Consider the following 13585-nt stretch of genomic DNA (forward strand, 5'->3'; position numbering starts at 1 on the left):
TTTGTCTGTACAAGAGTTAGGAGTTTTGTTTATCTCCTTGTCTCCCTTGTCTCCCTCATCCCCCCTGCCCCTACTCCTCTCCCCAAGTTTGCAGCTGTAAATAAACCAGTATCAAAGTTACTGCTAGTAACACAGTCGCTCCGGCTGCTGCATAACCAAAATCAAATTGGCCAAAAGCCTCTTGATAAATGTAGTAAACCAGCAAATTAGTCGAATTCAGTGGACCACCACCAGTCATCACAAAAACTTGCTCAAAACTCCGCAATGTAAAAATTCCAGTAGTAATGATTGCAAATATCACAGTCGGGCGCAATCCGGGCAAAGTAATATACCAAAATTGTTGCCAAGCATTTGCTCCATCTAAATCTGCTGCTTCATAACGACTCGAAGGAATTGCTTGCAACCCTGCTAAAAAAACCACCATATTGAAACCCAGTTGTTTCCAAATACTCATTAAAATAATTACCGGCATTGCCCAAAATGTGTCTCCTAGCCAAGGTATGGCTGGAATGCCAAAAAAATCCAAAAGTCCGTTAACTGGCCCTGATGTTTGAAACAGCCAGCGAAATCCTAAACCGGCTGCCACAAGTGAGATAATTGTAGGTAGAAAGTAAGCACTCCGTAAGATGCCCCGTAAGGGAATGGAGCGGTTTAATAACACTGCCAATCCCAAGGGGATAACTAAACTGGGTATGATGGTGGCGATCGTAAAATAAAAGGTGTTACCCAGAACTTGCAAGAAATCGGGATTGAGTAGCAAGCGCCAATAGTTTTTTAAGCCAATCCAATAAGTACCTTTTAAGGTGAAACTACCAGCAGTGAAACTCAGGTAGAACAAATAGGCGATCGGCCAAATGATAAAAATACTGAGCAAAATTAATGCTGGTGTGAGAAAAATCCACGCGGCTACTGTATCATTATCCAACCACGACTTAGTATATATTTTTGGCATCTATAATTAACCCTCTTAGCTGTTATGACTCTCCGCCTTGATTCTACCCTGAGCTTAATTTCTCCCAACATTAGCGATAATTGCCAACAATTTGCCCCTTTAAAACTGGGAATTATGGCTTCTGGGAATGGCAGCAATTTTGATGTAGTTGCCCAAGCTATTCAAGATGGGCGGCTAAATGCCCAAATTCAAGTTTTAATTTACAATAACCCCTCGGCGAAAGCAGCCGTCAGAGCAGCTAATAGAGGTGTAGAAACTGTCTTATTAAATCACCGCAACTATCAAAGCCGAGAAGAGTTCGATCGCAAAATTGTGCAGACATTGCGGCACTACGATGTAGAATGGGTGATTTTGGCTGGTTGGATGCGATTGTTAACGTCAGTTTTTATTGATGCCTTTCCTGAGAGGATTATCAATATCCATCCTAGTTTGTTACCTAGTTTCAAGGGAATCCATGCTGTAGAACAAGCCTTGGCATCTGGGGTAAAAATAACTGGTTGTACTGTGCATATAGCTTGTTTAGAAATGGATAGTGGCCCAATATTAATGCAAGCCGCAGTACCAGTACTCCCCGATGATACCGCAGAAACACTCCACGCCAGGATTCAAATTCAGGAACATCGAATTTTACCACTAGCGATCGCTCTGGCAGCTTCTTCATCAAAAGTTACACTAAGCGTAACGTAAAAATACATAGGGTTTTGAAACCGAAAGTTTCAGTTACCCTAAAGTTAGGATGTGTGAAAAAAGTCGCATATCTTAGCATCAGATATTTCTGATCTAAATCTGTAAAATCAAAGATTCTCCAAAGGCGATCGCATGACCAACGGCGTAATAATGCAGTATTACCATTGGTACATCTCCAATGATGGTACGTTATGGGACAAGCTGGATAAAACAGCCAATGAGCTAGCTGATGCAGGTTTCACGGCCTTATGGCTGCCGCCAGCTTATAAGGGTAGTGGTGGAACATGGGATGTTGGATACGCAGTTTACGATTTGTTTGATTTGGGTGAGTTCGATCAAAAAAATACTGTTCGGACAAAATATGGAACACGCGAGCAATACTTGAGAGCGATTAAAACGGCACAGCGTAAAGGTATTCAAATCTATGCTGATGTCGTTTTCAACCACAAAGATGGTGGGGATGAAATAGAGCGCATCTTAGCCCAAGAAATGGATTGGAACGACCGCAACCGTCCAGTCAGCGATTGGTACGAAATTGGAGCTTATACAAAGTTCAATTTTTCTGGTCGCGGAGATAAATACTCCAGCATGAAATGGTTTTGGTGGTGCTTTGATTCATTGACATATAACGCAGATACGAAAAGGGCAGACAAGCTCTACCGCCTTAAAGATAAACATTTTGAGACGGAAGTTAGCCACGAACACGGCAACTACGATTATTTAATGGCCAACGACCTGGATACGGGTAATGACCTCGTGCGCGGTGAGTTGATGTATTGGGGGCGTTGGTTTGTTGATACCACAGGTGTAGATGGTTTTCGCATTGACGCTGTTAAACATATCCGCTCCACTTTTTTCCGCGATTGGTTAAATCACCTGCGAGTTCATTTTGGTGGGCGGGAACTGTTTAGCGTTGGCGAGTACTGGTCTCAAGACATCGATGCCTTGCACGGTTATATTGCCTCTAGTGATGGGCGTTTGTCGTTATTTGATGTGCCTCTACATTTCAAATTTCACCAAGCTAGTCGCCAAGGTAGTAGTTTCGATCTGCGATCGATTTTTGATAGAACTCTAGTTAAAGAACAACCTGCCCTAGCTGTTACCTTTGTCGAAAATCATGATACTCAACCTTGCCAATCCCTAGAGTCGCCTGTTGAACCTTGGTTTAAGCCCTTAGCTTATGCGCTAATCTTACTGCGTAGCGAAGGCTATCCTTGTGTTTTTTATGCAGATTATTACGGCGCACAATATCAAGATAAAGGACGTGATAATACCCTTTACTCACACCGTTTCTTGATTGATAAGTTCTTAAAGGCGCGTAAAGAATACGGTTTTGGCGACCAGCATGATTACTTTGACCATCCCAATACTATCGGTTGGACGCGCTTGGGTAATAGGGAACATCCGGGTGCAATGGCTGTAGTGCTGACCAATAGTTCACCGGGGAACAAGTGGATGAATATGTTCCGACCCAATCAGGAATTTTACGATGCCACGGGACATATAAACGATATTATTCACACCAATAACGATGGATGGGGAAATTTCCTATGTCCTGGTGGTTCAATATCGGTCTGGCTGCAAAAATAGTTTGAATAGAAAACTAACGTTAAAGAGGAATGGCACTAAGTTAAGATACAGCTCTTGCTCCAACTGGTCAACTGGTTCCCAGCCTGGAGGCTGGGAACCCATTACTAGGGGCTGCCGCCTCCTTTTATCTTGACAAGAGGCCAGGGCAAACGCATCTAAATATTGATGAGCATAGATAAAAGTATAATTCACCAGAAGCTAGACCCCATAGTGCTTTCAGAAAATTAAACATTGATGAGTAAAGGAATGAGAATCATTCAGCCTCAGATAAGCTAATTCATGTTTTTCGGAGATACTCTATTTATATTATTTATCATTCCATCAACTTTTACAATTATCTATGTCATTTTGAAATCTCTCTTAGTTTTTATTAGTAAATAAGATGCGTTTTCCCTGTTTCCCTGGCTTACCTCACCCTCAATCCCTCTCCTTATAAAGGAGAGGGAAGCTAGATAGAAGATGAATGTTTTGCATTTTATTTAATTCAGGTTCATAAGCAATTTTTTCCTTCTCTTTCTTTTCTCTGCGTCCACTGCGCCTCTGCGGTAGCCTACGGCAAGCCGCTTCTCTACGAGACGCTCCGCGAATGCGTCTACGTAAAAAAATGACCTTGACAAAGACTGCTAGCCTTAACCTAAGTGTATTGAGTCAGCACCTACGCTCTTTTTCTCCGGTGCGTTACGCTACTCTTAACGCACCTGATTACTTAAAAGCTACTTAGGCAAAACCTGCTGTAGTGCTGCTAAAAGTTGGTCAACACTTTCCTTTCGACTATTAAAGCCCATCAATCCGACGCGCCAAACTTTACCCGCAAGTTCGCCCAGACCCCCGCCAATTTCAATATTATGTTCATTGAGTAACTGCCGTGCGATCGCTTTACCATCTACCCCAGCAGGAATGCGGACAGTGGTAAGCGTTGGCAGTCTATACTCTTGCTCAACGTGCATACTCAGTCCTAAATTTTCTAAACCTTCCCAGAGGTATTCTACGTTCTTTTGATGCCTCTGCCAGGAATTTGCTAATCCCTCTTCTGCAAGTAAACGTAGTGCTTCCCGCAATGCATAGTATAAATTAATCGGTGCTGTGTGGTGATAGGTGCGTTCAGCGCCCCAATACTTGCCTAGCAATAACATATCTAAATACCAGTTTGCAACTTTCGTTTGGCGCTGTTGCAATTTCTCAACTGCACGCGAACTCATGGTAAAGGGCGAAGCACCAGGCGGACAACCTAACCCTTTTTGACTACAGCTATAAGCTAAGTCAACTCCCCAAGTATCCAAAAACAAGGGGACACCACCCAAACTTGTCACCGTATCCACTAGTAATAAAGTGCCAAATTCACGACACAAATCAGCGACTCCTTCCAATGGTTGACGTGCGCCGGTGGAGGTTTCGGCATGAACTAGAGCTAAGATAGCTGGACGATGAGTTTTTAAGGCAGTTTGAAGTTCATCTAAATTGAAGACTTGTCCCCAAGGTTTGGTAATGGTTCGCACATCAGCGCCATAACGTCCAGCCATATCCACGAGGCGATTACCAAAGTAACCAGCTACACCAATTAAAACTACATCACCGGGTTCTACAGCATTGGCGATGGTTGCTTCCATTGCGGCTGTTCCTGTACCGCTAACTGCAATGGTAAGTGAGTTTTCTGTTTGCCATACGTAACGTAGCAATGACTGAATTTCATCCATCAGTGCGAGAAAAGCTGGGTCAAGATGCCCAACAGGTGAGGTATTCATCGCCTGGAGAACTGTAGGATGGGCATTAGATGGCCCTGGTCCCAACAGCAGACGGGATGGCATTTCTAGCGGCGTGAGTTGCAAACGCCCAGAGTCGTTGATTGAAATTGTTTGCGTCATAATCTGTCTTCGCCTAGACGATACTTACCGGATCATAGAGCGATCGCATCACCAATGTTTTAGTAAATCTGTCATTTGCCAGAAGATGCGATGACAGCAAAGTATTACAGTGATTTAAACAAATGTGTGAGAGTGAGTATACTTATCGAACAGAATTCAGGAGTCAGGAGTCAGAATTCAGTTGGGTATTCTGACTTCTGAATTCTTCTTCAATCACTTACCAGGAGATATGATTATGGTTTTTGCTGGCAAACGACCAAATAATTTAGGTATTAGCAACGGTAAATTAGCACCCTGCCCTAATTCCCCTAACTGCGTTTCTAGTCAGAGTACAGATGCATCTCACCAAATTGCCCCACTGACTTTTACATCTACTCCAGAAGAAGCCATTAGCAATCTTAAACAGATTATTGAGTCTTTACCAAGAACCAAAATCATTACCGAAAGTAAAGATTATTTATATGCAGAATTTAAAAGTGCTTTAATGGGGTTTGTGGATGATGTAGAATTCTCTCTAGACCGGAATGCCAATGTTATCCAAGTGCGTTCAGCTTCACGTTTAGGTCAGAGTGATTTGGGTGTTAATCGTCAACGCATAGAGACGATTAGAGCCAAGTTGAACTAATTTGTAATTCGTAATACTCGCCTTCTGTAAGAGACGCTACGCGAATGGCGAGTATTACGAGTTAGTTAAACTCTGCGATCGCAATCAATAATTTGTGAAACTTAATTTATTTAAAAACTTTGACTCCCGTCCCCGACTAATCGTTGCTGTCGGACTTGCGGTATTGGTTACAGTAATCCTTCCGCCTTGGCTGCACTTACCGACTCGCATTCTCTGCGCTTGGAACTCCGGGATTGACTTTTTCTTAGCTGTAACGTGGTGGAAAATGATCAAGGCTAACCCGGAAAAAATTCGTCGTTATGCTGAGAGTGAATATGAAGGACATTTAGCTATATTCATGCTGGTGATTGCTGCGGCTTGTGCCAGTGTTTTAGCCATTGGGTTTTTATTAAATGATAAAAAAGGATTGTCAACAATTCTGCTTACCCTACACGTCATACTTTCAATTATGACTATTGTCGGTTCCTGGTTACTAGTGCATACGATGTTTGCAGTGCAATATGCACACACCTATTACAAATATATTAATCGTAATCATAGTCAAGAAATTACCGGAGGTTTAGATTTTCCTCATAACGACTGTCCAGACTACTGGGAATTTTTATATTATTCTTTTGTAATTGGTATGACTAGTCAAGTTTCAGATGTACAGACGACATCACCCAATATGAGGCGCTTGACTCTGTTACACAGCATATTATCTTTCTTTTTCAATACCACCATTTTAGCCATGAGTATTAATATCATTGCATCGCTGATTTAAATTAAAAGTAAGTTACTAAATTAACTCGCGTGTTCCCAGTCACTAAGTAACTCATGCTGTTGTGCTATTTTATAGCATTTACGAAATGGTACTTTAGGAGTACCAATACTTCTACCAGGAAAAGACTGTTTTTTCGTCTTGGTAGGTTTATTTTCTGTTGTCGTTGAACTGAACTGTTGGGTTTCCATTGGTAAATCAATCTCTGATTAAAACCTCAATTTATAACATCAATTTGCAAACAGCAAATTTCTGAGGAAAAATAAAAATACATATTTATCGAACAGAATTCAGGAGTCAGGAGTCAGAATTCAGAATGAATTTTGTACGACACTTCTCTACGAGACGCACTCGCGTTCGCTATCGATAGCGCCGCATCTTAATTCTGACTCCTGAATTCTGACTTCTGAATTCTGAATTCTGAATTCTTCTTCAATTACTCTGAAGGTTGATTGTGTCCAATAAGAGTAACGATCGCTGTAGCTAAATCTACTGGATCGACGGGTTTAGATAGATGCTTTTGAAATCCTGCGGCCATTGCTTGGTTATAATTAAGTTCTCCAGCATAAGCAGTCAAAGCGATCGCAGGGATTTGTCCACCTTGCTCTGGCGGTAATTTTCTCACCTCGCGCAGCAGCATATAGCCATCCATTAAGGGCATTCCAATGTCGCTTAAGAGGATATCTGGATTTGACTGGACTAATGTTTGCAGGGCTTCATCTGCTGATTCAACTGCTGTTACAGTTGCGCCATATTGTTCCAGCGCAAAGCTAAAAAACTCTCGGACATCGGCTTGATCGTCCACAAGTAAAATTTGCACTCCCGCAAGTAATGTCTCCTCAGTATTGATTTCTGCTTGAGAAGCCTCACTACTGCTAACTCGCAACTCAGAATTTTTCAGCAAAGGTAGTTTGACTGTAAAGGTAGCGCCTTGTCCTTCTCCCAGACTCTCTGCTTGAACTGTGCCACCGTGAAGTTCTACTAGATGGCGCACAATTGCTAGTCCCAATCCCAGTCCGCCAAATACTCTGGTTGTCTTCGCATCTGCTTGTCGGAAGTAATCAAAGACGTAGGGCAAAAATTCTGGGTTGATGCCTTTACCTGTATCAATTACCTGGATTTGGGCATCTAAACCAACTTGCTCTAGACGCACTTCGACAAATCCTTCTGTGGGTGTGAATTTAACGGCATTAGAGAGGAGATTCCACATCACCTGTTGCAAGCGATCGCCATCGCCGAGAACTTTGCCGATATCATTACTTAACACCGTTTGAATTTGAATTGATTTGGCTTCTGCTGCTAAACGCACCGTTTCTAATGCAGATGCGATCGCTATTTTCAAGTCTACTGCATGGAGATTTAACCTAACTTTACCTTGCAAAATCCGCGAAACATCAAGTAAATCTCCAATCAATTGGGTTTGTAACTTGGCATTCCGTTCGATTGTTTCCAACGCCCGAATTTTAGTATCTTCATCAAAATTGCGGGTTCTGAGTAACTTTGCCCACCCTAAAATCGGATTCAACGGAGTTCGGAGTTCATGAGAAAGGACAGCGAGAAATTCATCTTTAATCCGGTTGGCTGTCTCGGCTTGCGCCCTAGCAGTCTTTTCAGCTTCGTAAAGTTGAGCGCGGGCGATGGCTTGACCACACTGTTGTCCCAATGTCAACAGAAATCCCCGGTCTTCTTCGTTAAATATTTGTCCAGTATTAAAGCTTAATCCCAATGCCCCAATTACTTTACCTTCTACTACCAAAGGAATGGAAGCCCAGGCATTATTCCCTATAACAGTCACAACATCTGCTAAATTGGGATATCTAGCAATCATGGCTGCTAAATTTTCTAAAAAAATCGGCTGCCCAGTTCTGACTGTTTCTGCTATTTGGTTAGGTGCTGCGATCGGAAAACTTGCCCAAGTATTTGTGAGAGTTTGCGGATAGCCAATTGCTTGCACAACTTTTAGGGTAGTATTTCCTTCAGTAAGTAAGACAACGGAACCACCAGTAGCTTCTAAAGCGGCAATTCCTTGGTTTACCACCACATCAGCCACCTGCTGGGGAGTTAAGGCTTCCGAGAAGGCAGCAGTTATTTTTTGTAAAAGTACTGTGCGATTGACAGAACGTTGAGTTTCCTGATAAAGTCTAGCATTGTCGATGGCTGTCGCCGCCCGCCGAGCAATATCTTCTGCTAAAGCCAAGTCTGTTTGTTGGTAGTAGCGACCAGATTCGGCGGTAAAAAAAGAGATGGCTCCAAATAATTGCCCGCGCGAACGAACTGGAATGACCATCAGAGAACGAATACCCAGACTTTGCAACAATTGCAGATGTTCGTTGTCTTCAGACATCTGGAGAAGATTTGAGTCAGATAATTTGGGATAAAAGGCAGATATTCCTAACCTTAGCTGCCGTACAAGCTGTTTAGCTTTGGTGTTGGGTCGATAACGTCGGCGGATTTCGTCTAGAATGTTTAGTTTTGTCGAATCGGCAATTGCGATCGCAATTTGTTTACTTGACCAATCTTCTTGGAAGACATCTACAATACACAAGTCAGCTAGGGTGGGAACTGCTAGATTAGCCACACTTTCTAAGGTGATTTCATAATCCAATGAGGCAGCTAGTAAGGTGCTGGCTTCGACTAAAAAGTTTTGTGTGGCTTCAACTCGTTTGCGATGGCTAATATCCTCAATAATCCCTAATGCATACATTGGAACTCCCTTAGCATCCCAAACAGTTGATGAAGTTAGGTTTGCCCAAACGATAGAACCATCTTTGCGAATGTAGCGCTTCTCTAGGGAATAACCACTAATTTCTTTTGCTAAAACTCGTTGAGCATTTTCAAAATCAACTTCTAAGTCGTCAGGGTGGGTAATTTCCTGAAAGTTCATTTGAATTAACTCTTCATGGCTATATCCAGTAATTTCGCAAAGGGCAGGATTAATTTGCAAAAATCGTCCATCCAATCCGATTAGAGTAATACCGACAGCTGCCTGATTGAACATTGCTCGAAACCTTTCTTCACTTTCTCGCAAAGCAACTTCTGTTTGCTTTGCGGCTGTCACATCTGCCAAAATAATTCCAATTCCCACCGTTTCACCCATTGCGCTATGAACTGGGTAATAGTTGCCCAGCCAGTAACCGTAACGTTCTATTTGTCCCCTTGTCTCACCGCTAATTTCCATATTCAGCAGGGGTTCTCCAGTCTCTAACACGCGCTGTAACTGTGGCTCTAACTCAGCCGCCATCGCTGGCAAGACTTCCCTAAATTTGCGTCCTAGATGTTCTTCTATAGTTAAACCGTTAATATCAGCGAAAACTTGATTAATGCGGATATATCGCAGTTCCCGATCTAAAAAGCATACGGCAACAGGAGCCGCTCCTAGCAGCGCATCTAGAAGCGATAGAGATTCGGCATAATGAACTAAAGCTTGGTGGATGTCTCGATAAAGTTGGGCATTTTCCACGGCTAAGGCAGCACGATGGGTAATATCTGTTGCTAAAGTTAGGTCGGTGCGATCGTAGCGACGACCCGAGCTGGTGCTGATAAAGCTGATGGTGCCGAGTATCCGCCCTTTTGCGATTAACGGCACAATCATTACAGACTTCATCCCCACCTGCCGAATAAGTTCTAAGTGTTCCTGATTCTGAGTAGTCGCCACTAATAGCGAGTCAGATACCTCTGAGATCAATTCACTTTGTCCAGTTTGCAGTACTCTAGTAATTGCACTTACACCCTTGTAATCTGTCACATACTTTTGAAGTTTACGCGCCAACTCCGCTTTCGATGGGTCTGCATGGGCAATGGGTAGGCGGCGAATGGAACCATCTTCATTTAAAATATCGACACTACACCAATCAGCCAGCTGAGGAACTGAGATTTTGGCGATTTGTTCTAAGGTTTGTTCATAATCTAGTGAAGTAGAGAGTAAACTACTAATTTGGGCAATATAGCGGAGTCTTTCTTCAGCCTGTTTGCGTTCTGTAATATCAATTACAGTTACACCCACTCCCAACAACTGCCCATCTGCCAAGCACACCGGATAATAGCTGACAAGACCATAACGATATACTCCAGGCGGATAGGTTTCACCGCTCACTTCTTGGTTGAGTAAGGGCTGCCTAGTCTCCATCACTTGCTGAAAAACAGGCTCAATTCGCGCTGCCCATTCCGGTAGTACTTCTCTAAAGGTGCGACCAATATGTTGACTTTGCGGTATACCGTTAATGGCGGCTAGGGCTTCATTCGCATGAATGTAGCGAAGTTCAGTGTCGAGAAAAGCCAGCGCCACTGGTGAACTAGTAAGCCAAGCATTGAGTAATGCCAGAGATTCGTCTTTTTGCCCAATAGCTTGTTGAAGTTCTTGATGCAACCTGGCTTTTTCTAATTCTGCCTGTTTGCGTTCAGTAATATTTACACCTGCACAGGTAATACCTTGAATACTATTATCTAAATCTCTTAGTGGTTCAACTAGCAAATCATAGTAGCGTTCTTTTCCACAAATTGTTAGATAAACCTCTTCACGGCTTGCAACACCAGTCTCTATTACCTTCAGCTTAATTATCCCTAATTGCTCTGCTACTATAGCTGGAAATAATTCATCATCAGACTTACCCAATATTTCCGCAGCAGTCTCTAGACCTTGAGGATTATGAATCCACTGATATCGCAAATCGCGATCCTGCTGAAAGACTACAATATCTGAACTGCTTAGAGCTAATCGAAATCGTTCTTCACTAACTCTCAGCTTTTGGAGATTTCCATCAGCCCGTATTTTAGCAGTCTTTAACGCTTCACAGATAATACTAAAGAGCAATCCTTGTAATGCAAACAACCCAATTCGGACAAAATTGGATAAGTCAAAACTCAGCTCATAAGTTGGAGGGAGAAAGAAGTAATCGCTCAGTAACACAGACAAGAAAGTTGCTAACAGCCCTGACTTCAAACCACCATACCAGGCACTCACTGTTACAGCGCTAAAAAACAGTAGGAAAGGAGTTCCACTCATGCTTAACCAAGGGTCTAGCATCAACATTAGCACTAATGCAAATGCGACAATTAATAGAACAATGCCATAACGCGGTAACTGGGAATAATGAATATGGGGCATGAAAATGTCTTGAAACAAGCAATACTTATTGCAGAGGCTCTACATACCCTAAGCTAGTTTGCTACTTTTAGTAATTTATCTCTAGATAGATTTTTGTTGAGTGATAAAAGTCTCTTTTGCTAGAGGTTCCTTTGTTACTTATCTGATATGCAAAGTAAAAACTTAGCCCGAATATTCAAGATGAATAACATTTTTTTGCTAATATAAAATAAAGGTTTCAAGTAATTTATAACAAAATTTATGAAGTAATATCTTGGGTAAGGATAGAGATAAATAGTTGCAAAAAAATTGTAGGTTGGGTGGAGGCTTTGCGTAACCCAACATATATCAGGATGTTGGGTTACGCAAAGCCTCCACTCAACCTACGTCGGAAGTCTAATGCACTATTTTGCGTAGACAGTCTACTACGTGCATTTCAAAAATCAAATGCCCTACTGTCGTCAGGTAATATCCTTTAGTACTGCTACTAATTTTTCAATATGCGCTGCTTCATGAGTTGCCATTAAAGATATTCTGATCCGACTTGTGGGCACTGTGGGAGGACGAATTGCGGGGGCAAAAATGCCAGCATCTCTTAGCTGTTTTCCAACTTTGAGGGCATCGGTTGCACTGGGCAATTGAAAACATAATATAGCTGATTCCGATCGCAGCAATTTTAGGCTAGGTAACTGTTGTTGCAGCAAATTTTTCAAGTAATGTATATTTTGCCACAATTTGGCCAGGCGTTGCGGTTCTTGTTGCAGTATCTTGATTGCTGCTAAGGCCGCCGCCGTATCAGCAGGTGAAAGCCCAGTGGTATAAATCCAAGTGGGGGCGCGGTTCTGCAAAAAGTCAATTAGGGGGCTACTTCCTGCCACGTATCCGCCTAAACTACCCAAAGCTTTGCTCAAAGTACCAACTTGAATTAACTGCTTTCCCGTACACCCAAAATGTTCAACACAGCCAGCGCCAGTTTTTCCTAGTACCCCAGTGGCATGAGCTTCATCAACTAGCAGCATACAGCTAAACTCATCAGCGATCGCCAACAGTGCTGGCAATGGACATAAATCGCCATCCATGCTGAAGACGCTATCAGTCAGAATCAAACAGCGTCGGTAGTTTTGTCGCTGTTGACTCAACTGAGTTTTTAATACTGCCAGATCGCAGTGCGGGTATTCCACAACTACTGCACCACTCATAATCGCTCCATTTTTCAGACTGGAATGATTGTACTGGTCAGAGAAAATTAAATCACGCTTGCCCACAAGGGCGGTAATTGCCCCCAAATTGGCTAAATACCCAGAACTAAATACCAAGGCAGCTTCTGTTTGTTTGGTAGATGCGATCGCCGACTCTAATTCCCTGTGTAATTCCCGATGCCCACTGAGTAATCTAGAACCAGTACTACCAGTTCCAAATTCTGCGATCGCAGCAGTTGCAGCTACCAGCAATCGCTCATCCCCAGCCAGCCCCAAATAGTCATTACTGGCAAAATTAATTACCTCTTGCCCAGCTAAAACCACCGTTGCACCTGGACAACCGTCGATAGGTTGTACTGAACGATACCAATCTGCCCGATGGATTGTTGCTAAGGACTGTTCTAGCCAAGCGTAAGGGTTAGTCATTGGGGATGAGGGAGACAAGGGAGACAAGGGAGACAGGGGGACAAGGGGACAAGGAGATAAACAAAACTCTTAACTCTTGGAAAGACTTGGGTTAATCGCGTCTCTACTTTTAACTCTTAACTCTTAACTCCTAACTCCTAACTCCTAACTCCTAACTCAGCACTCCTAAACTTGTTCGCTGCTGAGATGAGCGATCGCTTGTTTAATCCAATCTTCGACATAAGCATCTTTGGGTAGGCCGATGTCTTCGCTGACTACATGCAGGGCGTGACTGACTTCATGGGCAGTATATCCCAAGGCGAAGAGGGTCATTTGCACCTCTTCGAGAATTCCTGGTGCTGGCCCGCCTGTGGCGACGAAGAACCCGGCTGATTTGCGCCACTCGACTAATTTGCTTTTCA

The 13585-nt window shown here is 42.9% G+C and carries 10 protein-coding genes; 4 read left to right on the plus strand and 6 right to left on the minus strand.

Annotated elements, in window-relative coordinates; translation table 11 throughout:
• Positions 1 to 70: 70 nt before the first annotated feature.
• Positions 71 to 952 (minus strand): carbohydrate ABC transporter permease, encoded by an 882-nt coding sequence (locus HWQ37_RS11025; RefSeq protein WP_292746902.1) that lies wholly within the window; start codon positions 950 to 952, stop codon positions 71 to 73.
• Between the two features lie 24 nt (positions 953 to 976).
• Between HWQ37_RS11025 and purN the strand changes: the two genes are divergently transcribed.
• Positions 977 to 1639 carry a phosphoribosylglycinamide formyltransferase gene (gene purN / locus HWQ37_RS11030; protein ID WP_292746905.1) on the plus strand — a complete coding sequence of 221 codons (663 nt, stop codon included), beginning with the start codon at positions 977 to 979 and terminating at the stop codon, positions 1637 to 1639.
• 132 nt (positions 1640 to 1771) lie between these two features.
• Positions 1772 to 3229: an alpha-amylase gene (locus HWQ37_RS11035; RefSeq protein WP_292746908.1), complete on the plus strand. Its 1458-nt coding sequence runs from the start codon at positions 1772 to 1774 to the stop codon at positions 3227 to 3229.
• 713 nt (positions 3230 to 3942) lie between these two features.
• Here the strand turns inward: HWQ37_RS11035 and HWQ37_RS11040 are convergent.
• On the minus strand, positions 3943 to 5091 hold the full coding sequence (locus tag HWQ37_RS11040) for an alanine--glyoxylate aminotransferase family protein (protein WP_292746911.1): 1149 nt from the start codon (positions 5089 to 5091) through the stop codon (positions 3943 to 3945).
• A gap of 235 nt (positions 5092 to 5326) precedes the next feature.
• Between HWQ37_RS11040 and HWQ37_RS11045 the strand changes: the two genes are divergently transcribed.
• Together HWQ37_RS11045 and HWQ37_RS11050 are read left to right on the plus strand one after the other, a co-directional pair.
• On the plus strand, positions 5327 to 5716 hold the full coding sequence (locus HWQ37_RS11045) for a DUF1499 domain-containing protein (RefSeq protein WP_292746913.1): 390 nt from the start codon (positions 5327 to 5329) through the stop codon (positions 5714 to 5716).
• A 94-nt stretch (positions 5717 to 5810) separates the two neighbouring features.
• Positions 5811 to 6479 carry a DUF1345 domain-containing protein gene (locus HWQ37_RS11050; RefSeq protein WP_292746915.1) on the plus strand — a complete coding sequence of 223 codons (669 nt, stop codon included), beginning with the start codon at positions 5811 to 5813 and terminating at the stop codon, positions 6477 to 6479.
• A 20-nt stretch (positions 6480 to 6499) separates the two neighbouring features.
• On the opposite strand, the gene HWQ37_RS11055 is transcribed toward HWQ37_RS11050, so the two are convergent.
• The 4 genes from HWQ37_RS11055 to HWQ37_RS11070 all read right to left on the minus strand — a co-directional run.
• Positions 6500 to 6667: a hypothetical protein gene (locus tag HWQ37_RS11055; protein ID WP_292746918.1), complete on the minus strand. Its 168-nt coding sequence runs from the start codon at positions 6665 to 6667 to the stop codon at positions 6500 to 6502.
• A 245-nt stretch (positions 6668 to 6912) separates the two neighbouring features.
• Positions 6913 to 11580, minus strand: coding sequence for a PAS domain-containing protein (locus HWQ37_RS11060; RefSeq protein ID WP_292746929.1), 4668 nt, complete (start codon positions 11578 to 11580; stop codon positions 6913 to 6915).
• Positions 11581 to 12020: 440 nt separating this feature from the next.
• Positions 12021 to 13184 (minus strand): 8-amino-7-oxononanoate synthase, encoded by a 1164-nt coding sequence (gene bioF / locus HWQ37_RS11065; protein ID WP_292746930.1) that lies wholly within the window; start codon positions 13182 to 13184, stop codon positions 12021 to 12023.
• 165 nt (positions 13185 to 13349) lie between these two features.
• Positions 13350 to 13585 (minus strand): RuvA C-terminal domain-containing protein (locus HWQ37_RS11070; RefSeq protein ID WP_292746932.1); only part of this gene is annotated, 236 nt, incomplete at its 5' end.

The organism is Nostoc sp. NMS4 (assembly GCF_017115095.1).
Classification (GTDB): Bacteria; Cyanobacteriota; Cyanobacteriia; order Cyanobacteriales; family Nostocaceae; genus Nostoc.